The organism is Rhodococcus sp. SORGH_AS_0301, assembly GCF_030818285.1.
Classification (GTDB): Bacteria; Actinomycetota; Actinomycetes; order Mycobacteriales; family Mycobacteriaceae; genus Rhodococcoides.
In genome coordinates this window covers 235,652-257,782 of sequence record NZ_JAUTAC010000002.1, presented here as the reverse complement: position 1 = coordinate 257,782, position 22,131 = coordinate 235,652, and the positions used below count along the sequence as shown (strand labels likewise).

The following is a 22,131-nucleotide window of genomic DNA, read 5'->3' as shown; positions in this document are numbered from 1 at the left end:
GTCACGTCTCCTTCCCCACAGCGGCACCGGACGACTCCGCCGGTGCGGCCCACGACGGGCTGCGCTTCTGCAGAAAGGCCATCATCCCCTCCCGCGCCTCGTCCGAAGCGAACAGCCTCGCGGACTCCTCCGCCAGGTCCGCGCCCCGGCGGTCGAACTCCTCGAGCATCGCGGCGGTGGTGAGGCGTTTCGACGCCGCGAGACCCTGCGGTGACGACGGACGGATCGCCGCGACGAGTTCGGCCACCGTGGCCGCGGTGTCGGCCGCAGCCTCGGTGACGAGCCCGATGGCCTCCGCCTCGTGCGCGCCGAACGTCTCCGTCGTCAGGAAGTACCGGCTCGCCGCACGCGAGGTCATCCTCGGCACCACCGTCAAGGAGACGATGGACGCGGCCAACCCCAGCCGCGCCTCCGTCAGCGCGAACGAACTCTTCGGCCCGGCCACCACCAGATCGCACGCGCCCACGAGGCCCATACCGCCGGCACGCACATGCCCGTCGATCCTGCCGATCACCGGCTTCGGCGTCTCGAGGATCGCCCGCAGCAGCGTCAGCATCTGCTCGGTGCGCGAGGAGACCGAACTGCCCGCCTCCGTGAGATCGGCACCTGCACAAAACGTTCCGCCGGTGTGGGTGAGGACCACGGCGCGGACGTCCCGATCCGCGCCCGCGTCGCGGAGCGCCGCCGTCAGGTCGTCGACCAGGGCGGTGGAGAGGGCGTTGCGATTGTGCGGGGTGTCGAGTGTCAGAGTCACCACGCCCTCCGACCGATCGACCCGCACAGGTGGTCCGTCGCCCCGACCGGCCTCCGGCCTGCCCGGGCCCCGACCGGCCTCCGGCCTGCCCGCCATCAGTAGCTCTTCGGCAGGCCCAGCGAGTGCTGGGACACGAAGTTCAGGATCATCTCCCGACTGACGGGAGCCACGCGGGCGATGCGCGCCGCACCGAGCATGGACGCGAGGCCGTACTCCTCGGTCAGGCCTGCGCCGCCGTGCGTCTGGATGGCCTGGTCGATGGCCTTGATGCTGGCCTCGGCGGCCGCGTACTTCGCCATGTTGGCCGCTTCCGCCGCACCGAAATCGTCACCGCTGTCGTAGAGCACCGCGGCCTTCTGCATCATCAGCTTCGCCAGTTCGAGCTCGATCTTGCACTGCGCCAACGGATGCGCGATTCCCTGGTGCGCCCCGATGGGGCTCTTCCACACGGTGCGCTCGTTCGCGTACTTCACCGCGGCGTCGAGGGCGTAGCGGCCCATGCCGACGGCCATCGCCGCACCGAGGATGCGCTCGGGGTTGAGACCCGCGAACAACTGCATCAGCGCCGCGTCGGGCTCACCGACCAGCGCCTCGGCCGGCAGCCGGACGTCGTCGAGGAAGAGCGTGAACTGGTGGTCGGGCTCGATGATGTCCATGCGCATCTGCGTCTTGTTCAGGCCCGGTGCATCGGTCGGCACGATGAACAGCGCTGGCTTGAGCTTCCCGGTCTTCGCGTCCTCCGTACGGGAGACGATGAGCACCGCGTCGGCCTGGTCGACGCCGGAGATGTAGATCTTGCTGCCGCGCAGCACCCACTCGTCACCGTCGCGTCGCGCGGTGGTGGTGATCTGGTGGGAGTTGGAGCCGGCGTCGGGCTCGGTGATGCCGAACGCCATGATCGCGGAGCCGTCCGAGAGGCGGGGCAGCCAGGACTGCTTCTGTTCGGGGGTGCCGTACTTCGCGATGATGGTGCCGCAGATCGCCGGGCTGACGACCACGAGCAACAGGCCCGCACCGAACGAGGACATCTCCTCCTGGACCAGTGCGAGCTCGTAGATGCCGGCACCGCCGCCGCCGTACTCCTCGGGGAGGTTCACCCCGAGGAAGCCCAACTGCCCGGCCTCGTGCCACAGTTCGGTGAGTGCCTCACCCTTGCGTGCCTTGGGCAGCACGTAGTCGATGTAGTTGTGGCGCTTGCCCAGTCCGGCCACCGCGGCGCGGAGGCTCTTCTGCTCGTCCGTCTCGATGAAGCTCATGCCTGATCTCCTTCTGCTGCGACGACCGCCAGTACGGCGTCGACGTCCACCTGGTGTCCCACGGTGACCGTGAGCTCGGTCAGCACGCCCGCCGCGGGTGCGGTGATCGTGTGTTCCATCTTCATGGCCTCGAGCCACAGGATCGGTTGGCCGGCGGTGACGGTGTCGCCGACGGCAGCACCGATCCGTACGACGCTGCCGGGCATCGGTGCCAGCAGCGATCCGGCGGCGACGATCTCGCTCGGATCGACGAACACCGGAACCCGTTCGAGCCGTACCGGTCCGAGCGACGAGTCGACGAACACGGCGTCGCCGTGGACCGCGACGTGGAACTCGCGTCGCACACCGTCGGCCAGCAGCACCACCCGGTCGGACTCGGCCCGGACCAGTGCGCAGTCGTCGACGTCGGTGACGAGGGTTCCGCGCGACAGCCGGTACTCGGCGACGATCTCGGTGCCGTTCACCGCGTACGTCTTGCGTTGCGGCACGGAGGCGAGGTTGCGCCAGCCGCTGGGGAGGGATCGGCCCACCGTCGCCGATTCTCTCGATCGGGTGGCGTCCGCGAGCGCTGCGGCGAGTGCGGACAGCCGCACACCCCGGTCGTCGACGAGCGGCCGAGCGAGCACCGCGAGATCGTGCGTCGCGAAGAACGCGGTGTCGGTGTCGCCCGCGAGGAACGCGCGGTGTCTCAGCACCGTGACGAGCAGGTCGCGGTTGGTGCGCACCCCGTGAATGCGCGCGCGCAGCAACGCTTTCGCCAGGATTCCGGCCGCCTGCTCCCGGGTGGGCGCGTACGAGATCACCTTGGCGAGCATAGGGTCGTAGTGGGTCCCCACCACGCTGCCGTCGACGATGCCCGAGTCCACCCGCAGGCCTGTCCGCGTGAGCACCTCGAACTCTCGCGCTCCGTCGAACTCGACGTGGTGCACGACGCCGCTCTGCGGCTGCCAGTCGCGCGCCGGATCCTCCGCGTACAGACGCACTTCGATCGAGTGTCCACGCGTGGTGGGCCGCTCGGCCGGGAGCGCGCCGCCCGCGGCGACGTGGATCTGCAGTGCCACCAGATCGAGACCGGTGGTGCACTCGGTCACCGGGTGCTCGACCTGCAGGCGCGTGTTCATCTCGAGAAAGTAGAAGTTGCCGCGCTCGTCGCTGAGGAATTCGACGGTGCCGGCCCCCTCGTAGTCGAGCGCCTCGGTGGCGATGCGTGCCGCCTCGAAGAGCTTCTCCCGCATACCCGGAACGCGCTCGACGAGCGGAGACGGCGCCTCCTCGACCACCTTCTGGTGGCGTCGTTGGATGGAGCACTCTCGCTCGCCCACCGCCCACACCGTGCCGTGGCGGTCCGCCATGACCTGGACCTCGATGTGGCGGCCCGTCTCGAGATAGCGCTCGCAGAAGACCGTCGCGTCACCGAAGGCGGACAGCGCCTCCCGCGACGCCGCGTCGATCTCGTCCTGCAGTGCGTCGAGTTCACGCACCACGCGCATACCGCGACCACCACCACCGGCGGACGCCTTCACGAGCACCGGCAGATCGTCCTGCGTGACGGACGCGGGGTCGAGCCGATCGAGCACCGGCACACCGGCGCTCTGCATCATGGCCTTGGACTCGACCTTCGACCCCATCGATTCGATCGCCTTCACCGGCGGACCGATCCAGGTGAGGCCCGCATCCTGCACGGCGCGCGCGAACTCCGCGTTCTCGGACAGGAACCCGTAACCGGGGTGGATCGCGTCGGCGCCGGCGCGCTGCGCCGCCTCGATGATCAGATCTCCGCGGAGGTACGTCTCCGACGACGCGGAACCGGGCAACCGGACGGCGACGTCGGCGTCGGCGACGTGCGGTGACGCGGAGTCCGGATCGGAGAACACGGCGACCGTGTCGATGCCCTCGGCGCGGCAGGTCGTGAACACGCGGCGGGCGATCTCGCCGCGGTTGGCAACGAGTACTGACGAAATGGTCATGACGGTCACATCCGGAAGACACCGAAGTTGGCGGTGCCCTCGATCGGGGCGGAGGCGATGGCCGACAGGCACATCCCCACCACCGTGCGGGTGTCTCGGGGGTCGATCACGCCGTCGTCGTACAGGCGTCCGGACAGGAACATGGGAACCGACTCGGCCTCGATCTGCTGCTCGATCATCGCGCGCAGACCCGCGTCGGCCTCCTCGTCGAACGCCTGTCCGCGGGCCTCGGCGGAGGCGCGGGAGACGATCGAGATGACGCCCGCGAGTTGGGCACCGCCCATGACCGCGGACTTGGCGCTGGGCCAGGCGAAGAGGAAGCGCGGGTCGAAGGCGCGACCGCACATGCCGTAGTGCCCGGCGCCGTACGACGCACCGAGCAGCACCGAGATGTGCGGGACGGTGGAGTTCGAGACGGCGTTGATCATCATCGACCCGTGCTTGATCATCCCGCCCTCCTCGTACTCCTTGCCCACCATGTAGCCGGTGGTGTTGTGCAGGAACAGCAGTGGCGTGTTCGAACGGTTCGCCAGTTGGATGAACTGCGTCGCCTTCTGCGACTCCTCACTGAAGAGGACGCCGCGGGCGTTGGCGAGGATCCCGACCGGATACCCGTGCAGTTCCGCCCATCCGGTGACCAGAGACGAGCCGTAGAGCGGCTTGAACTCGTCGAAGTCGCTGTCGTCGACGATGCGCGCGATGACGTCGCGGGGGTCGAACGGGATCTTGAGGTCGGCCGGCACGATACCGAGCAGTTCCTCCTCGTCGTACCGGGGCGGGAGCACCTCGGTGCGCGGCGCCGGACCCTTCTTGTGCCAGTTGAGCCGCTTCACGATGCCGCGGCCGATGCGGATGGCGTCCTTCTCGTCCGCGGCGAGATGGTCTGCGAGACCGGAGGTCCGGGCGTGCATGCGGGCGCCGCCGAGCGATTCGTCGTCGGTCTCCTCGCCGGTGGCCATCTTCACCAGCGGCGGTCCGGCGAGGAACACCTTGGACCGCTCCTCGATCATGACGACGTGATCGGACATGCCGGGGATGTAGGCGCCGCCGGCGGTGGAGTTGCCGAACACGAGGGCGATGGTGGGGATGCCGGCCGCGGAGAGGCGCGTCAGATCACGGAAGATGCGGCCACCCGGGATGAACACCTCCTTCTGCGTGGGGAGGTCGGCACCGCCGGACTCGACCAGTGAGATGACCGGCAGCCGGTTCTGCATTGCGATGTCGTTCGCTCGCAGCGTCTTCCGCAGGGTCCACGGATTGCTCGTGCCGCCCCGCACGGTGGGGTCGTTGGCGACGATCAGGCACTCGACGCCGCTGACGACACCGATGCCGACGACCACGCTGGCGCCGACCGGGAAGTCCGTGCCCCAGGCCGCGAGCGGGCACAGCTCGAGGAACGGCGAGTCCGGGTCGACGAGCATCTCGATGCGCTCGCGCGGGGTCATCTTGCCGCGGCCGCGGTGCCGTGCGACGTACTTCTCGCCCCCGCCGCCCAGTGCCTTGGCGTGTTCGGTCTCCACCTCGGAGAGCTTCGCGATCATGGTGTCGGCGGCCGAGACGTACGCGTTACCGGAGCTGTCGAGTCGGGAGGTCAGAGTCGTCATGCGGTGTACCCCAGTCGCTTCGCGGCCAGCGAGGTGAGGATCTCGGTGGTGCCGCCGCCGATGCCGATGATGCGCATGTCGCGGTACTGACGCTCGACCTCGCTCTCGGCCATGTAGCCGAGTCCACCGAACAGCTGTACCGCCTGCGAGGCGACCCATTCGCCGGCCTCGACCGCGGTGTTCTTCGCGAAGCACACCTCGGCGATGCAGTCGTCGCCGTCCTCGACGTGGCGATCGATCAGTGCGTGCGTGTACGTGCGCGCCACGTCGATCTTGCGGTGCATCTCGCTGAGCGTGTTCTGCACCGCCTGACGGGCGATGAGCGGCTTGCCGAACGTCGAGCGGTCCCGCGTCCACGCCACCGTCAGATCGAGGCACCGCTGCGCCGAGGAGTAGGCCTGCGCGGCCAGCGCAGCGCGTTCGGAGACGAAGGCCTGCGCGATCTGGGCGAACCCGGAGTTCTCCGGGCCCACCAGGTTCTCCACGGGCACGCGCACGTCGGTGTACGACAGTTCGGCGGTGTCGGAGGCCCGCCATCCCATCTTGTCGAGCTTGCGGGACACCTCGAATCCCGGTGTGCCGCGCTCGACGACGAGCAGCGAGACGCCGGCCGCGCCGTCTCCCCCGGTGCGGACGGCGGTGACCACGAAGTCGGCCCGGCACCCCGAGGTGATGTAGGTCTTCGCGCCGTTGACGACGAAGTGGTCCCCGTCGCGCACCGCTCGGGTGCGCAGGTGTCCCACGTCGGATCCGCCGCCGGGCTCGGTGATGGCCAGCGACCCGATCAGCTCGCCGTCGAGCGTGGGCCGGACCCACTTCTCGAGGTGGTCGGGGTTGCCCGCAGCGACCATGTGCGGCAACGCGATCCCACAGGTGAACAAGGACGCGAACAGGCCGCCGGACGCACCCGCCTCGTGCATCTCCTCGCAGATGACCGTGGCGTCGACCAGCGAGCCGCCGCCACCGCCGACCGCCTCGGGGAACGGCGCCCCGAGCAGACCGATCTCGGCTGCCGCGCGGTGCAGGCTGCGGGGAATCTCGCCGTCACGCTCCCACTCGGTGAGGTGCGGCAGCACCTCCCGGTCGACGAACCCCCGGACCGTCTTACGGAGTTGCGCTCGGTCGGGGCCACCCCAGGTGCTCATGCGAGTCCACTTTCTGCGAGTACTGATTCGGGTATCGGGACGTGCCGCGATCGCAGCCACTCCCCCAGGCCCTTGGCCTGGGGATCGAAGCGAGCGCCGGATGCGACGCCCTCTCCGAGAATCCCGTCGACGACGATGTTCACGGCCCGCAGGTGCGGGAACTCGTACCGGTGCACACGCAGGCCCGCCGTCTCCGGGAGCAGCGTCGTCACCAGCTCGGTGGTGAGAGTCGACCGGAGCCAGGCCCACGCGGCGTCGCCGCGCACCCAGACCCCGACGTTGGCGCTGCCGCCCTTGTCACCGCTCCGCGCCGCCGCCACCGTGCCGAGCGGCAGCGTGCGTGTGGGTTCGGCCGGCGGGCGGCCTGCGGGCGCGTCGGACGGGTCCGCCTCGACAGCCGTGGTGACGGTGGGCGGTGCGACGTCGACGCGCGTGCCGTCCGCGAGAACCGCCACGTGCCGCGGCACCGCCTGATCGACGAACCCGGCCTCGAAGACGCCGTAGGGCGACCCCTGACCCGGAGGCGTCGTCACACAGAAACCGGGGTAGCTCGCCAGCGCGAGTTCCACTGCGGCAGCGCTGAACACGCGACCCACACGCTGCGGATCAGCGTCGCGGACGACGACACGGAGCACCGCACTGGCGGCCTCCTCGGTGTCGGCGTCAGGGTGATCGGTGCGCGCGAGAGTCCAGTCGACCTCGCGCGGCGGCGGCGTCAGCGCCTCGGTCATCTGAGTGCGCACCAGGTCGGCCTTGGCCTCGATGTCGAGGCCGGTGAGCACGAAGGTCATCTCGTTGCGGAACCCGCCGAGCGTGTTCCGGGAGACCTTGAGGGTGGGCGGCGGCGCCTCGCCGCGAGTCCCCGTGACCAGCACGCGGTCGCGTCCGTCCTGCGAGACCCGCACCGTGTCGAGCCGCGCGGTGACGTCCGGGCCGAGGTAGCGCGGGCCGGTGATCTCGTACATCAACTGCGCCGTCACCGTTCCGACCGTCACGGCGCCGCCGGTGTTCTCGTGCTTAGTGATCACCGACGACCCGTCCGACCGGATCTCCGCGAGGGGGAACCCCGGTCGACGCAGATCCTCGATCTCACCGAAGAAGGAGTAGTTCCCGCCGGTCGCCTGGGTTCCGCATTCGATGATGTGGCCGGCGACGACGGCGCCCGCGAGTTCGTCGAGGTGATCGCGGGTCCACCCGAACCGGGAGATCGCCGGGGCCACCACCACCGACGCATCCGTGACGCGTCCGGTGACCACGACCTGCGCCCCGGCGTCCAGGCACGCCGCGACACCGAAGGCGCCGAGATAGGCATTGGCGGTCAGCGGGGAGCCGAGGCCCAGTTCCTCGGCGCGGTCGTGCAGATCGTCTCCCTCCACGTGGGCGACCGAGACGGTCAGACCGAGACGGTCGGCGAGGGACCGAACCTCGTCCGCCAGTCGTGCGGGCGCCAACCCACCGGCATTGCTGACCAGGGTGACGCCCTTGTCGAGTGCAGTGCCCAGGCACTCCTCGAGCTGCCGCAGATACGTCTTGGCGTAGCCGCGCGTCGGATCCTTCATCCGGTCGCGTCCGAGAATGAGCATCGTCAGCTCGGCCAGGTAGTCGCCCGTGAGGACGTCGAGATCACCGCCGTCGAGCATCTCGCGCATGGCCGACGCCCGGTCACCGTAGAAGCCGGAGCAGTTACCGACCCTGATCATCTCCGTCACGACGCGACCCGCACGTCCCGGCCACCGCCGGGGGCACCCGCGAACGCCTGCGCGAGACCCAGCCACGTCGCCGCGTCGTCGCCGACGGCCACGAGGTCGGTGTCGTCACGGTGCACGCGCTGCGTGACGAGCAGGCAGAAGTCCAAAGCGGAACCCGTGACACTCTGCTCCGCGTCCTCCGGCCCCCACGCCCACTCACTCCCGTCGGGAGCGGTGAGCACGACGCGGAACGGTGCCGACGGCGGCGTCAGGCCGCGGATCGCGTAGGCGAAGTCGCGGGTGCGTACGCCGATGTGCGCGACGTGACGCAGCCGCTCGGTGGGTTCCCGGACCATGCCGAGGGCGTCCGCCACGTCCTGACCGTGTGCCCAGGTCTCCATGATGCGCGCGGTGGCCATCGACATCGCGCTCATCGGCGGGCCGAACCAGCGGATCTTCACGCCGTCGGGCACGTGTGTCAGGACGTCGAGCAGTTGCACTCGGCCGAGCCGCCATCGCGACAACAGGGTGCTGACCTGCTCTCCGGCGAGTGCGTCGGCAGCGGAGTCCACGAACGAGTCCGGATTGCCCATCGCGTCGGCGATCACCGCGTCGAAGGCCGCTTCGGCGTCCTCGTCACCGGAGGCGCCGGCCGTCGTCAGCGCGGCGACGTGGTCGGTCCAGTGCAGGTGAGCGATCTGATGCGCCACCGTCCAACCGGCCGCCGGGGTGTCCGTACGCCACGCGGCGTCGTCGGCATCGGCGACCAGCGCGTCCAGCGCGTCGCCCTCCGCACGCAGGTCCTGCAGCAACACCTCGAGAGCAGCCATGCCTGGAACGGTCGCACCCACGGGCCAAAAAAGCAAGCATGCTTGCTTGTTCTTGGACGTTGTGACGAACTCCAAAACAATCCGTGGCACCATCCATCCGCAGCGCAGGTCCGAAAGCCTGGTTTACGGTGAATCCCACAGGCGGTTGGACGCTTTACCGCACGACACCCATCACGACGCTCGCGACACGCCGGGCGGGACGAGGCCGCCCGCGAATGCGGGCACCGAAGGGAACGGGACCCGACATGGTCAGTGCACGAGACGGACGACCGGGGCAGGGGTACAGCGCGCCGGGCGCCTTCACCACGGCCTTCAGTCCGGGCGTCGGACCCCGAGCCGGGTACCCGGCGCCGGAACCGGTGCGGCACGACGAGACCGGGTACGACGAACCCCGGTACGACGACGACGAGCCGATCGGCGAACTCGAGGCTCGCTACGAGTGGATCGTCGGCCTCATGTCGTCGTTCACCGATCAGCGCGTCGTGCGGTGGATCATCGCCTTCTTCACCGCGTCGATGGGCGTGTGCGCCACCCTCGAGATCTTGTACGGCTTCGGCGGCACCACCACGTTCACGGTGGGCGTGCAGATCGGCTGCGCGGCCTTCGCGTTCGCCGCCGCTCTCTGGTGGACGGTGACCTCGTGGCCGCGGCTGCACACCGCCTTCGCCTTCGTCGTCCTGTCCAACCTGGGCATCCTCGCCGCGAACCTGAGCGCCGACATGCCGCCCGCCTACGCCGTCGGGAAGACCACCTTCTTCGTGGTGCTCGGCCTGTTCGCCGGTGTCTTCCTCGACCGCTGGATGCTGGCCACTCACATCGCGATCGCCGGTGTCGCCGTCACGTCCATCATCGGCTACAACATGCTGTTCGAGGACGTCCCCCCGCTGGGCGCGCTGGTCGTGTGGGCACCGGTCATGTCACTGGTCATCGCCGTTCCCGCACTGCTCTACACGTTCGTGCGAGCAGTGCGGCTCGACCAGTCCTGAGCCACTCTCCGCGAGTACGTCCGTGGTGTCGTGATCGCGAGTGGAATCACGACACTGTCGACGTACTCGCGGTGGGGGGTGGCCTCGGGGCTCACTCGTCGATGCTGGACATGTCTCCGTAGCGTGCTCCGGCCACGGCCGACGCGGGCACCGCTGCCTCGAGTTCGTCGAGGACCTCCTGCGTCACCGCGACGTCCGCCGCTGCCACGTTCTCCTCGAGGTAGCGCACGCGCTTGGTTCCGGGGATCGGCGCGACGTCCTCGCCCTGCGCCAGCACCCACGCCAGAGCCAGCTGACCGGGCGTGCATCCCAGCCGGTCCGCGATCTCACGGATGCGCGCCACGAGCGCCAGGTTCGCCTCGAGCGCCTCGCCCTGGAACCGCGGGAAGTACGCGGTGCGGCGCGAGTCCTTCTCCGCCAACTCCGACTCGTGCGCGATGGCGCCGGTCAACAGCCCGCGACCGAGCGGCGAATACGGGACCAACCCGATGCCGAGCTCACGGAGCGTCGGGAGCACAGTCTCCTCGAGATCCCGCGTGAACAGGGAGTACTCGGTCTGCACAGCCGTGATCGGGTGCACTGCGTGCGCCCGACGGATGGTCGCGGCCGACGCCTCGGACATCCCGAGATGGCGCACCTTGCCCGCCTGCACCAGTTCCGCCATCGCGCCGACCGTGTCCTCGATGGGGACCGACTTGTCGACGCGGTGCTGGTAGTACAGGTCGATGTGGTCGACACCGAGCCGCGACAACGACGCGTCGCAGGCCGCGCGGACGTACTCGGGGGTGCCGTTGATGCCGAGACGGGTGCCGTCGGCGAGTCGCTCGTTGCCGAACTTGGTGGCGAGCACCACCTGGTCCCGACGGCCGGCGATGGCCTCGCCGACCAGCTCCTCGTTGACGAACGGGCCGTACATGTCGGCCGTGTCGAGGAAGGTCACACCGAGTTCGAGAGCGCGGTGGATGGTGGCGATGCCGGAGGCGCGGTCGGTGTCGCCGTAGAACTCGGACATACCCATGCAGCCGAGGCCGAGGGCGGAGACGGTGAGAGGGGACTGCGTACCGAGAGTGCGTGAGGTGAGCGTCATGCCCCCACTCAACGTGCTGGAGTGCGCTCCAGGTCAAGCCTGTCGACGTAGAGCTCGATCTTGTGGTCGATCGCGCGCAGATGGCCGGTCACCTCGGCGAGCTGCGCCAGCACCCGTTCCCGATGCGCGCGGAGGGCGTCGAGCCGCTGCTGCTCCGTCCCCTCGCCCTGACGCACCAGGTCGGCGTAGTGCCGCACCTCCGCGATCGACATCCCGGTGGCGCGCAGTCGGGTGATGAGGACGATCCACGTGATGTCGTCGTCGCTGTAGCGGCGTTGTCCGGTGGACGACCGCGGCACCGCGCGCAGGAGCAACCCGTCACGCTCGTAGTACCGCAGCGTGTCGATGGTCAGCCCGGTCTGCTCGGACGCCTCCGCGATGCTGTGACTCACCCCGTCAGCTTAGGCATCAGCGGAAGAGCGGGAACTTCCTCTTGGTGGCGAGCGCGTCCATGCCGGACTGGATGGAGCGCCGCACCTCCTCGTACTTGGCCTCCACGTACTCCTCGTCGTCCACGCGGGCGAGATCGTGATCCACCTCGACGGGCGGCATGAAGCGGGTCCGGATCTTGGCGGGCAGCGGGATCTGCGGAAGTGCGGCCGGCGCGATGATCCACGGCAGCGACACGGCGATGGGGAACACCTTGAGTCGCGCGATCTTGTCCAGCCCCAACATCTTCGAGAGCTTGTCACCGCGGACCAGCACGGGCATGGCGTCGGCACCGCCGACGGTGGCGATCGGCACGATCGGCACCCCGCAGCGGATGGCGAGCTTGATGAAGCCGGTGCGCCCGCCGAGGGTGGCGACGTCACGTTCGCTCCACGGTCGCAGCGAGTCGACCTCACCTCCGGGCCACACGATGACGTCGCGCCCCTCGGCCAGTGCCGTGGACATCGAGTCTGGAGCAGCGGGCAGGACACCCATCGACCGGAACACCGTGCCGATGAGGGGGAAGGCCATCAGCGCGTCGTGTGCGGTGCCGTGCAACGTGCGTGACGGGCCGAACCGTCGCCACCACTGCGCCCCCACCGTCCAGGCGTCCCACACGAACGGTGCACCCGAATGCACGCCGACCAGCAGCACCGGTGGCGGCGGGATGGTCTCCCACCCGTCGATCTCCATGCGGAAGTACTTGTCGACGAGCGGGTTCCAGAACTTCTCCTGGCGCCGCATGCTGTCGACGTCCTGGTCCGTGAGGTCCCAGTCGCCGGCTCGCGAGGCGACCAGGCCACCGAGTCCACCGGACGCGTTCTCGCGCTTGTCCTTCATCTTCAGCCGGGCAGCGGCGGCGACCCGCTCGGCCTGGTCCTGCAGCTCGGGATCGCGATGGTCGGCAGGGGAAATGTCTGTGTGATCGGCGCCACTCATGAGGCCGAACCTACTGCACGGTCAGATGCGCCGTACCCCGGTTGCACACAGGCCGTGACGAATCAGCACATCCACCCCCGGGGCGGTGGTTCGTGTGCAGCCTCGCTCGCCTCACCTCGTCGAGGTCCGCCGCACGACGTGCCACTCCGGTGTCGCGACGGGCTCACCCGCGAGCACGGCCCGCGCAGCGCTGCGCCCCTGCTCGTACAGCGACTGGGCCACCGTCGTCAGCCCTGCGCCCGCCGCTTCCTCGGTGTCGTCCCACCCGACCATCGCCAGGTCGCCCGGCACCTGCAGGCCGCGGTCCCGCACCACCGACAATGCCCCGAGCGCCATCTCGTCACTCATCGCCAGCACCGTGTCCGGCAGCGCGTCCAGGTGATCCTGCATCGCGCGCGTCCCCTCCGAGCGGAAGCTGCCGGTGCCGAACGCGACGGGCACCGCGGACCAGTCGAGCCCCAGCGCCTCGGCAGCCGCGCGGTAGCCCCGCAGACGGTTCCTCGTCACCGGGAAGTCGATCGTCTCCGGATCCGGTCCGTGCACGAGGCGCCGCTCCCGATGCTCGTCGGCAGGAAAAGCGAGCACTAGCGGTCGCGCGGCACCCGCGAGGGCGATCAGGGCGACCGCCTCGGCCGCGGCGGCGTCGTCGATGCTGACCAACGTCGTGCCGTCGTGCTCCGGACCGCCCTGCACGCACACGGGTCGCCCAGTGGCGACGGCCGCATCGAGCAGTGGGTCCCCGGTGACCGTGGTCCAGAAGACGTACCCGTCGACGGCGGCGTCGCGCACCCGGTCGACGTCGCGGGCGACGCGCGTGTTCGGCAGGATCACCAGGCCCGTGTCGGTGTCGAGGCACGCATCGGCCACCCCTGACAGAAACCGGCGGGCCTGCGGGTCGTCGAACGCGTACGTCAGCTTCTCCGTCAGAAGCACGGCGAGGTTGTTGCTGCGGCCGCTGCGCAGCGACTGCGCGCCCCGGTGCGGGCCGGTGTAGCCGAGTCGCTCGGCGGCGTCGAACACCTTCGCCCGCGTCTCGTCCGAGACCCGCTCCGGCCGCCCGTACGCGTAGGACACGCTCATGACCGAGACGCCGGCCGCCGCCGCGACGTCGGCCATGGTGACGCGTGTGTGCGAGGTCATCGATCGCCACTCTATCGCCCACCCGCGTCCGTGTGTATCGTTACACAGCATGTCCACGGCACCTCCGCGCGCGAACACGCCCGCTCTGCTCGTCCTCGGCGCGACCGCGTTCATCTACGTCACGGCGGAGACGCTGCCGGTGGGACTGCTCCCCGAGATGTCCGCCGACCTCGGTGTCGGCGAATCGGCCATCGGGCTGCTGCTGACCTTCTACGCGTACGCGGTCGCCGTGATCACGTTGCCGCTGATGGCAGCGGTGAAGTCGTGGGACCGTCGCAAGGTCGTCGTCATCACCGCCGGCGCACTCGCGGTGTCGCAACTCGTGTCGGCGGTGTCCGTCGGCTATCCGATGCTGGTCGGAGCACGACTGATCTGCGCGGCCACCCACGGTGTGTTCTGGGCCGTGGTGGCTCCGGTCGCGGCGTCACTCGCCGCACCGGGCAAGCGCGCGAAGGCGATAGCGCTCGTCTACGCCGGGACGTCGTTGGCACTCGTCGCGGGCAATCCGCTGACCGCCGCCCTCGGACAGTGGACGCACTGGCGCGTCGCCGCCGCGACGCTCGGCGTCGTCGCGCTGGCCATCACCGTCGCCCTGACCCGGTTGCTGCCCGCTCTCCCGGTCGAGGCTCCGGTGGCCACCGCGGCCACGTCGCGCCCCGGCATCAGCCGGGTGCTCGTCCTGCTGTGCGGCATCACGTTCCTCGCCGCGCTGGGCCACTTCGCCGGCTACACGTACTTCGCGCTCGTGGTCGGCGAGGGCATCGGCACATCGGGGAGCGCGCTCTCGACCATGCTGTTCGTCTACGGACTCGCCGGCGTCGCCGGCATCTGGCTCATCGGTCGCACGTACGACCGCGGTCCGTGGCGCTCGACGATCGTCGTCCTCACCGCCATCACCACGGCGCTCGCGGCGCTGGTCCTGGCGCTGTCCACCGGATCCGGCGTGCTGGCGATCGTCGCCATCGCTCTGTGGGGCATGGCCTTCACCACCATCCCGGTGTGCATCCAGTCCGCCGTCCTGCACTCGGCACCGGCCGGGGCCGCGGCGGACCGCGCGTCGGCGATCTACGTCGTGACCTTCCAGGTGGCCATCGCGACGGGTGCCCTGGTGGGCGGCGGCATCGTCGACACCCTGTCGGTGACGGCGGTGCTGGTCTTCGCGGCCGTCACCATGCTGCTGGCACTGCTCGGGGTCCTCGCCGGGCGGTCGGCCTTCACGGCTCCGACGGCTCCCGTGCCGGTCGCTGCGACCGCATCCGCTCCCTGACCTCACGCCAGGTCCGGGGCGAGATCCCCGCGTCGCGACGGGTCTTGCGGCGGGCCACCAGCACACCCGTCGCCGCCACGGCCCAGACCGCGTACTGCGTGAGCCATGCGACGCGGAACGCTTCGAAGGTGTAGCCGCCCATCGCGTTCAAAATGGCGCCCATGGCCTGCATCACCAGCAGCGATGCGAGGAATCCGCCGATGTTCACCATGCCCTGGGCGGTGCCGAGCGCGACCGACGGGTTGAACGTGCGCGCGTAGTCGAAGCCGATGGCCGACCCCGGGCCACCGACCGAGATGACGATCACCAGGACGAAGAGCAACCACGTCGGCGCGGGTCCCGGAAGAGCGAGCACCACCGCCCACATGAGGGCGTTGCTGGCCATGATCGCCAGCACCATCCACGACCGACGCATGGGATAACGCCCCGTCAGGATGCCGACGACGATGCCCGACACGATGGCCGACACCACCGACGTGGTGAGCAGCGCGCCCACCACTGCGGACGACACCCCCTGCGCCGAACTGAGGTAGGGCACTCCCCACATCAGCGCGAACACGGTGATGGAGAACTGCGTCCCCATGTGGGAGAAGAAGCCGAGCCGGGTACCGGGCCGTGACCAGACGACGGAGATGTTGCGCACCGTCTCGCGGAACGTCACCCGCGGCGCGCTGCCGGGTCCGGGATCGGGCGAGTTCGAGACGGCGAGGAACGCGGCCAGCGCGACCACCACCCCGCTGCCCGCGGCCGCGCCGTAGGCGACGGACCACCCCCCGCCGTGCAGCAGCGTCAGGAACGGCACCGCGGACAGCACCTGCCCGACCTGCCCGAAGATGCCCGTCAGCTGCGAGACCAGCGGAACCCGGCGGGGCGCGAACCATTTCGGCACCAGCCGCAGCACCGAGATGAACGTCAGCGCATCACCGACACCCACGACGGCACGGGCCGCCACCGCCACCGGCAGCGAGTCGATGAACGCCAGGATCATCTGCCCCGACGCCATGACCAGCGCTCCCGTGACGATCATCGCGCGCGGACCCACCCTGTCGAGCAGCACTCCCGCGGGGATCTGCATGGCCGCGTAGACGACGACCTGCAGGACGACGAACGACGACAGCACCGACGGACTCGCGGCGTACCGATCCGCCGCGTCGAGCCCCGACACACCGAACGACGTGCGATGCAGGACGCCGACGATGTAGGCGAGGACACCTGTTCCCCAGACGATCCACGCGCGCATGCTGCTCAGTCTCCCGGGTAGAGTCCGCACCCATGACCCACGGTCACGCCCACCACGACACGCTGCCTGACGACGGCCGGCCTCCGGCCTCCCCGCTGCCCATCCTGGTGCTCAACGGTCCGAACCTGAACATGCTCGGAACCCGCCAACCCGAGGTCTACGGCACCGAGACGCTCGACGACGTGGTCGCGCTGTGCCGCGAGACCGCGGAACGCCACGGACGCACGATTCGTGCCGAGCAGTCCAACCACGAGGGCACGTTGATCGACTGGATTCACGAGGCGCGCGGGACGGCGTCGGGAATCGTCATCAACCCGGGCGGTCTGACCCACACGTCGGTCGTTCTGCGCGATGCTCTGGTCGTGCCCGAGATCCCCGTCGTCGAGATCCACATCTCGAACGTGCACGCCCGCGAGGAGTTCCGACACCACAGCTTCGTCTCGGGGATCGCCGTGTCGGTGATCGCCGGGTGCGGCGTCCGCGGGTACCGCTACGCCGTCGACGAGATCTGCGCCCGCACGTCCTGACCATCACGTCGGAAATGAGCACCATGGACCTCTCCCCCGTCACCAGCCACGAAATCGCACCACAGCCGCCGACGGGCGAGGGGTTCGAGACCGCGTGGCCCATCCGCGCCGGCGACGTCGACACCGCGAACCGGCTGCGCTACGACTCCGTCGCCCGGTACCTGCAGGACATCGGGTCGGACAACCTCGACGCCTCCGGACTCGGGGAGACGGATCCGTTCTGGATCGTGCGCCGCACGATCATGGACATCGACCGACCGTCGGTCTGGCCCGAGCGGATCACGTTGCGGCGCTGGTGTTCCGGTCTGTCGACGCGATGGTCGAACATGCGCGTCGACATCACCGGCGACAAGGGCGCGCACATCCGCACCGAGGGATTCTGGATCAGCATCTCGTCGACGACGGGCATGCCGACGCGCATCTCCGACGAGGGGCTCGCGCTGCTCACCCGCACAGCGGGCGAGACCAGACTCAGGTGGAAGCAGTGGCTCCGCGATCCGGCCCCGGAGTCCTCACTGACAGATCTCGCGTTCCCGCTGCGCATCACCGACGTCGACGCGTTCAACCACGTGAACAACGCCGCCTACTGGCAGGCCGTCGAGGAGGTGCTCGCCCGCGCGGAGTCCGGCGAGATCACCGGCGGACCGCACCGCGCGGTCATCGAGTACCTCTCGCCGATCATGGCGCCGGATCACGTCACGCTCCGCTGGCGTCGGCACGACGTGGACGGTGCACCGGCGGTGACGGTGTGGTTCATGGTGGACGACGCGGTACGCACGATCGCGTGCGTGGTGGCGCGCGCCGGCGCGAGTGGCGTTTCTGCTCCTCTCGCCGACTGAATCGGCGCTATCCCGCTCGCAGGCGGCGCGAGGGGAGCAGAAACCCCGGAGGCCGGTCGCCTACTGCCCGAGCAGGCCGGAGGCCGGTCGCCTACTGCCCGGGCAGGCCGGAGGCCGGTCGCCTACTGCCAGGGCAGGCCGTCGAGCCAGCTCAGCACCATCGTCTCGTAGGCGATGCCGAAATCGAGGGTGGCCGCGGCGTACGGATCGTCGAGCGCGGCGTCCTTCTGCTCGCGATACCGGCGCAGGTTCTCCTCGTGCGTGCTCCGGTGCGCCGCCACTGCCTCGCTCAGCACGGACGCCGGCACGTGCTCGCCGAAGGAGATCATCAGCAGCAGCGGATGACGAATGACCTCCGGCTCGGGGAGCACCGAGATCCAGGCGGCGAACTCGGTTCGCCCCGCGTCGGTGATGCGGTACGGCTTGCGATCACGCGCCTGCGTCTCGAGTTCCTCCACCAGTCCGGCGCGGGCGAGGCCGGAGAGTTCGCGGTAGACCTGGGAGCGCGTGACCGTCCAGAAGCCGCCGATGCAGACCTGCGCCGTGGCGACGAGGTCCCATCCGGACATGGGCCCGTTGTGCAGGAATCCCAGCAGAGAGGCCGCCGTCGCGTTGACGGTGGTGCCACGAGTGTCGGCCATGGCGTCATCGTCCCACACCTTGACAGTCCACAGTGGACGGTGCAGTCTGAGATCGGACATTCCACAGTGGACTGTCGACCCCCGATCTCGACCACCCCGATCTCGACCACCCCGACGAATCGAGCGTTCGATGACCGCACCGCAGACACACGAGCAGGCACTCGCACTCCTCACCGCCGCGGTGGGAGACGGGCGCCTGACCCTGGACGAGTTCGACACCCGCTCCGCGGCCGTGGTCTCGGCCCGCTCCGATACAGACCTGGCCGCCGTCACCGCCGATCTGCATCCAGCGCCGTCCACACCCCGACATCCGACGACCGTGCCCGCGGCCGCGTGGCTGCGGTGGGCGTCGGTGGTCGCGCTGTGCAGCGTGATCTACGTGATCACCTGCGTCGCCTCGGGATCGATGCTGTACCCCTGGCCCGTCTGGGTGGCCGGGCCGTGGGGCATGGTGCTGCTCGTACACAGCATCGCCGCGGCGACACAGGGCCTCGGCACCGTCAGCTGCGGCGCTGCAGCCGCACGGGCTGCCCGTCCTTGGGATACGGCAAGGAGGTGAAGTCGATCGGTGTCGCACGATCGGCCGGCACCGACCACGTGTGGTGGCGCAGGAGGTGGTGCAGCACCATCGTGATCTCGATGGCCGAGAAGAACTGACCCAGGCACGTGTGGACCCCGCCGCCGAACGGTTGCCACGCGAACTTGTGCGGCAGCGCGCGACCGTCGAAGCGGGTGGGGTCGAAGACCTCGGGATCTGACCAGTAGGTGGGATCGTGATGCGTGTAATGCGGCGTGGCCACCACCATCACGTCGGCAGGCACGTGATGGCCGCGGATCACCGTGTCCCGCACCGTCCATCGCGCCATGGTGGGCAGCGGAGCGAGCATGCGCAGCGATTCCTTCATCACCGCGTCGAGTGCCGTCAGACCCGCCCGCGCCTCGGGTGCGGAGACATCGGGGCCCGCAGCCAGCGACTGCCGGCGACATTCCTCCTGCCACTGCGGGTGTCGGCCGAGCTGATCGACCATCGTGGAGATGGTGATGGTCGACGTGTCGTGCGCTGCCATCAGCAGGAAGATCATGTGGTCGATGATCGCGTCGTCGGAGAAGCGCTCGCCGTCGTCGTCCTCGAGGTGGGCGAGCACCGAGAACAGATCTCGGCCGTCGCCGCGCCGCCGATCCGGAAGATAGTCCCGCAGAAAGTCTTCGAGGAAGCGTCGACCCTTCAGACCCCGGCGCCACCGACCACCGGGCACGTCGAGCCGGACGATGGACGTCGCCGCCTGAACACAGTCGACGAAGGCCTTGTTGACGGCGTCCAGCCGGGTGTCACCGTCGCGCACCCCGCCCATGAACACCTCGGTCGCGAGGCCGAGCGTCAACGACTTCACGGCGGGATAGATCTCGAAGTGCTCCGACGAGTCCCACTCCTGCACGGTGCGGGCGATCAGCGGTTCCATCGCCGCGGCGTAGGACGCGAGACGGTCCTTGGTGAACGCCTGCTGCAGCAGCCGCCGGTGGTGGCGGTGCTCGCCGAGGTCCATGAGCATGAGCCCGTTGTCGAAGAACGGCCCGATGAGCGGCCGCCAGCCGAGTGCGTTGCTGAACGCCTTGTCCCGGTTGGTCAGGATCTCCTCGCACCCGTCGGCGCCGAGCACCAGCACCACGCGCCGACCCGCCATCGTGTGCCACGAGACCTGCCCGTAGCGCCGCTCCTGCTGACGCCACAGGGCGAGGGGGTCCCGGATGTACTGCATCGAACGGCCGACGTAGGGGATGCCCGCGCCGCCCATGACGGGACGGAGATCGGAGCCGAGCGGTGGGGCGGCGAGCGCGTGAGCCATGGGGCCTCCTGAGTATCTGACAGGGCGTCCTGTCAGATATAGTGTGCGTCACAGGAGAGGCACTCGTCAAGACCTGCGAGACTGACGGCATGGCGGAACCCGCGAGCAGGACCTACGGCGGAGTGGACGCGGCGGACCGCGCCGTCCGCCGCCGGGCCGCACTGATCGAGGCGGGCCTGGACCTCATGTCCTCGGTGGGCACCGACAAGACCACGATGACCGCGGTCTGCGCGGCCGCCGGGCTCACCGAGCGGTATTTCTACGAGAGCTTCCGCACCAAGTCGGACCTGCTGCTCGCCGTGCTCGACAGCGTTGCCGACGAGGTGAGAGGCGCTGCGATCCATGCCGTCTCGTCGACGGACGGAGACGTCGCCGACCGCGTGCGGGCCGCTCTGAGCGCCGTGGTGTCGATCATGCTGTCCGACCCCCGCAAGGGCCGGATCGCGTTCGTCGAGTCGATGGCGTCACCGACCCTGCGAGCTCGACGCCAGGCGACCATCGACGCCGTCGCGGACGTGGTCGTCGAACGCTCGCACGAACTCTGGGCCGACCGCGCACTCCCGCCGCCGCAGGACCGGCTCATGGCGCTGATGTTCATCGGCGCCTGCTCCGAACTCGTCTCCGCCCGGTTGCAGGACCACATCGGTGCGACCCCCGACGAGATCGTCGATGCTGCTACGCAACTGTTCCTCACCGGAATGCTGCGCCCGACGAGCTGACTCAGAGATGGCCCTTCAACAACAGGTGCCAGTACGTGAACGGCAGGCCGAACCGGTCGCCCGCCCACGAGAGCCGACGGGGCTTCAGCGGGTCCAGGAACGACGGCAACGACGACGTGATCTCGCCGGTGCGATCGAACTCGGCCGCGATGAGTCGCCGCGCGTCCACCGGGATCGGCGCCACCGTGTAGCCGTCGTACTCCCCCAGCGTCTCGTTCGATCGTTGCGCCAGCACGTTGTCGACGAGGATCGACACCTGGCGCCGTAGTCCGCCGCCCGAGGGATCGGTGTCGATGGACGCGCCGTCGCCCACGGCCCACACGCCCTCGTGTGTGCGGTGCCGGAAGGTCCGCGGATCCACGTCCACCACTGCGTGCGTGCCGGGATCAGCGCTTGCCAGGCCGGTCTCCTCGACCCACCGCGGTCCGCGGTAGGGCGGCACCAGATGCAGCATGTCGTAGCCGATCCGCTCGGTGCGACCGTCCGCGCCGGTCACCGTGATCGATCGCTCGCCCGGCGCGAGCGCCGTCACGGCGGTGCGGTGAAGCACTCGGACATCCAGCTCCCGCAGGTACTTCCGCAGCCGGGCGTCGAGCGCCGGCACTCCCACGAGATCCGGGCGGTCGACCACCAGCGTCATCGACGGCGCCGCACCCACCTTCCGCCAGTGCGCGGCGGCGAGGAACAGCGGCTTGATGGTGGTGCCGGTGCAGCTCACCGGCGCACGAGGAACCGTGAAGACGGCGTGCCCGTCGGGACGCATCGTCTGCACGAGGTGCCAGGTGCGCGTCGCCTCGTCGAGGTAGTTGCTCGCCACCGACGACGACGCGAGCGCCGCGTCGATTCCGGGCAGTGCGTCGTGATCGGGCACGAGACCGGATCCCACGACGAGGTCGCGGTAGCGCACCTCCGTGCCCGACTCGGTGCGCACCGTCCGCGTCACGGTGTCCACCGAGACGACTCGCTCCTGGATCCAGGTACAGCCCTTCGGTGTCACCGAGCGCTGGGAGCGCTGCGCGGAGGCGAGGGACGCCTGCCCGCCGCCGACGTAGGACAGCAGCGGCCGATAGGTGTGCACCTCCTGCGGTTCGATGACCACCACGTCGGAGACGCCCTTGTTCAGGAAACGGGCGGCGGCGCTGATGCCCGCGTTGCCCCCGCCGATGATGACGATGTCGTGCTCGGTGGTCATGGTGCCTCCGGTGTCCTGTGACTCGAATGGTTCGGGG

The 22,131-nt window shown here is 69.5% G+C and carries 21 protein-coding genes; 6 read left to right on the top strand and 15 right to left on the bottom strand.

Going from position 1 to position 22,131, the window contains the following annotated elements; all coding sequences use genetic code 11:
• Position 1: 1 nt before the first annotated feature.
• From QE397_RS02010 to QE397_RS01980, 7 genes are read right to left on the bottom strand one after another with little or no spacing between them, the layout of a single operon-like run.
• Complete coding sequence (locus QE397_RS02010) at positions 2-850, bottom strand: enoyl-CoA hydratase family protein (RefSeq protein ID WP_222645505.1); 849 nt, start codon at positions 848-850, stop codon at positions 2-4.
• The gene (locus tag QE397_RS02005; RefSeq protein ID WP_027504609.1) at positions 850-2,010 is read right to left on the bottom strand and encodes an acyl-CoA dehydrogenase family protein; all 1,161 of its coding nucleotides are present in this window, start codon (positions 2,008-2,010) and stop codon (positions 850-852) included. Before QE397_RS02005 ends, QE397_RS02010 begins: the two co-directional genes overlap by 1 nt.
• Positions 2,007-3,977 carry a biotin carboxylase N-terminal domain-containing protein gene (locus tag QE397_RS02000; protein ID WP_307091341.1) on the bottom strand — a complete coding sequence of 657 codons (1,971 nt, stop codon included), beginning with the start codon at positions 3,975-3,977 and terminating at the stop codon, positions 2,007-2,009. The genes QE397_RS02005 and QE397_RS02000 overlap by 4 nt, the downstream gene beginning before the upstream one ends.
• 5 nt (positions 3,978-3,982) lie before the next feature.
• Positions 3,983-5,581 (bottom strand): acyl-CoA carboxylase subunit beta, encoded by a 1,599-nt coding sequence (locus QE397_RS01995; protein ID WP_307091339.1) that lies wholly within the window; start codon positions 5,579-5,581, stop codon positions 3,983-3,985.
• Positions 5,578-6,726, bottom strand: coding sequence for an acyl-CoA dehydrogenase family protein (locus tag QE397_RS01990; protein ID WP_027504606.1), 1,149 nt, complete (start codon positions 6,724-6,726; stop codon positions 5,578-5,580). Before QE397_RS01990 ends, QE397_RS01995 begins: the two co-directional genes overlap by 4 nt.
• Positions 6,723-8,426: an acyclic terpene utilization AtuA family protein gene (locus QE397_RS01985; protein ID WP_307097315.1), complete on the bottom strand. Its 1,704-nt coding sequence runs from the start codon at positions 8,424-8,426 to the stop codon at positions 6,723-6,725. Before QE397_RS01985 ends, QE397_RS01990 begins: the two co-directional genes overlap by 4 nt.
• Positions 8,427-8,431: 5 nt before the next feature.
• A complete protein-coding gene (locus QE397_RS01980) occupies positions 8,432-9,244 on the bottom strand; it encodes a TIGR03084 family metal-binding protein (RefSeq protein ID WP_307091336.1) in 813 nt (270 codons plus the stop codon).
• A gap of 245 nt (positions 9,245-9,489) precedes the next feature.
• Between QE397_RS01980 and QE397_RS01975 the strand changes: the two genes are divergently transcribed.
• Positions 9,490-10,230 (top strand): giguanylate cyclase, encoded by a 741-nt coding sequence (locus QE397_RS01975; protein ID WP_307091334.1) that lies wholly within the window; start codon positions 9,490-9,492, stop codon positions 10,228-10,230.
• Positions 10,231-10,321: 91 nt separating this feature from the next.
• Here the strand turns inward: QE397_RS01975 and QE397_RS01970 are convergent, their stop codons facing one another.
• From QE397_RS01970 to QE397_RS01955, 4 genes are all read right to left on the bottom strand, one after another.
• Positions 10,322-11,317, bottom strand: coding sequence for an aldo/keto reductase (locus QE397_RS01970; RefSeq protein ID WP_307091333.1), 996 nt, complete (start codon positions 11,315-11,317; stop codon positions 10,322-10,324).
• A gap of 8 nt (positions 11,318-11,325) precedes the next feature.
• Positions 11,326-11,709 carry a MerR family transcriptional regulator gene (locus QE397_RS01965; RefSeq protein WP_037184717.1) on the bottom strand — a complete coding sequence of 128 codons (384 nt, stop codon included), beginning with the start codon at positions 11,707-11,709 and terminating at the stop codon, positions 11,326-11,328.
• 16 nt (positions 11,710-11,725) lie between these two features.
• Positions 11,726-12,685, bottom strand: coding sequence for a lysophospholipid acyltransferase family protein (locus tag QE397_RS01960; protein WP_285184375.1), 960 nt, complete (start codon positions 12,683-12,685; stop codon positions 11,726-11,728).
• A gap of 111 nt (positions 12,686-12,796) precedes the next feature.
• Entirely contained in the window at positions 12,797-13,825 is a 1,029-nt protein-coding gene (locus tag QE397_RS01955; RefSeq protein WP_261781494.1) for a LacI family DNA-binding transcriptional regulator, read from the bottom strand.
• A 49-nt stretch (positions 13,826-13,874) separates the two neighbouring features.
• On the opposite strand from QE397_RS01955, the gene QE397_RS01950 reads away from it, so the two are divergent.
• On the top strand, positions 13,875-15,092 hold the full coding sequence (locus QE397_RS01950) for an MFS transporter (protein ID WP_307091330.1): 1,218 nt from the start codon (positions 13,875-13,877) through the stop codon (positions 15,090-15,092).
• Here the strand turns inward: QE397_RS01950 and QE397_RS01945 are convergent.
• Positions 15,040-16,332 carry a nitrate/nitrite transporter gene (locus QE397_RS01945; protein WP_307091328.1) on the bottom strand — a complete coding sequence of 431 codons (1,293 nt, stop codon included), beginning with the start codon at positions 16,330-16,332 and terminating at the stop codon, positions 15,040-15,042. The two genes, QE397_RS01950 and QE397_RS01945, sit on opposite strands and share 53 nt — an antisense overlap.
• Positions 16,333-16,364: 32 nt before the next feature.
• Between QE397_RS01945 and aroQ the strand changes: the two genes are divergently transcribed.
• Together aroQ and QE397_RS01935 are read left to right on the top strand one after the other, a co-directional pair.
• Positions 16,365-16,859 (top strand): type II 3-dehydroquinate dehydratase, encoded by a 495-nt coding sequence (aroQ, locus tag QE397_RS01940; protein WP_285184371.1) that lies wholly within the window; start codon positions 16,365-16,367, stop codon positions 16,857-16,859.
• 14 nt (positions 16,860-16,873) lie between these two features.
• Positions 16,874-17,698, top strand: a complete 825-nt coding sequence (locus QE397_RS01935) for an acyl-[acyl-carrier-protein] thioesterase (protein WP_373425203.1) — start codon at positions 16,874-16,876, stop codon at positions 17,696-17,698.
• A gap of 122 nt (positions 17,699-17,820) precedes the next feature.
• Here the strand turns inward: QE397_RS01935 and QE397_RS01930 are convergent, their stop codons facing one another.
• Complete coding sequence (locus tag QE397_RS01930; protein WP_027504595.1) at positions 17,821-18,339, bottom strand: PadR family transcriptional regulator; 519 nt, start codon at positions 18,337-18,339, stop codon at positions 17,821-17,823.
• Between the two features lie 130 nt (positions 18,340-18,469).
• Here QE397_RS01930 and QE397_RS01925 point away from each other — a divergent pair, with 130 nt between their 5' ends.
• The gene (locus QE397_RS01925; RefSeq protein WP_307091324.1) at positions 18,470-18,898 is read left to right on the top strand and encodes a DUF1707 domain-containing protein; all 429 of its coding nucleotides are present in this window, start codon (positions 18,470-18,472) and stop codon (positions 18,896-18,898) included.
• On the opposite strand, the gene QE397_RS01920 is transcribed toward QE397_RS01925, so the two are convergent.
• Positions 18,840-20,183, bottom strand: coding sequence for a cytochrome P450 (locus tag QE397_RS01920; RefSeq protein ID WP_307091321.1), 1,344 nt, complete (start codon positions 20,181-20,183; stop codon positions 18,840-18,842). The genes QE397_RS01925 and QE397_RS01920 overlap by 59 nt on opposite strands.
• Before the next feature lie 89 nt (positions 20,184-20,272).
• Here QE397_RS01920 and QE397_RS01915 point away from each other — a divergent pair, with 89 nt between their 5' ends.
• Positions 20,273-20,902, top strand: a complete 630-nt coding sequence (locus QE397_RS01915; protein ID WP_204868985.1) for a TetR/AcrR family transcriptional regulator — start codon at positions 20,273-20,275, stop codon at positions 20,900-20,902.
• Position 20,903: 1 nt separating this feature from the next.
• On the opposite strand, the gene QE397_RS01910 is transcribed toward QE397_RS01915, so the two are convergent.
• Positions 20,904-22,094: an NAD(P)/FAD-dependent oxidoreductase gene (locus QE397_RS01910; protein ID WP_307091317.1), complete on the bottom strand. Its 1,191-nt coding sequence runs from the start codon at positions 22,092-22,094 to the stop codon at positions 20,904-20,906.
• Between the last annotated feature and the right edge of the window lie 37 nt (positions 22,095-22,131).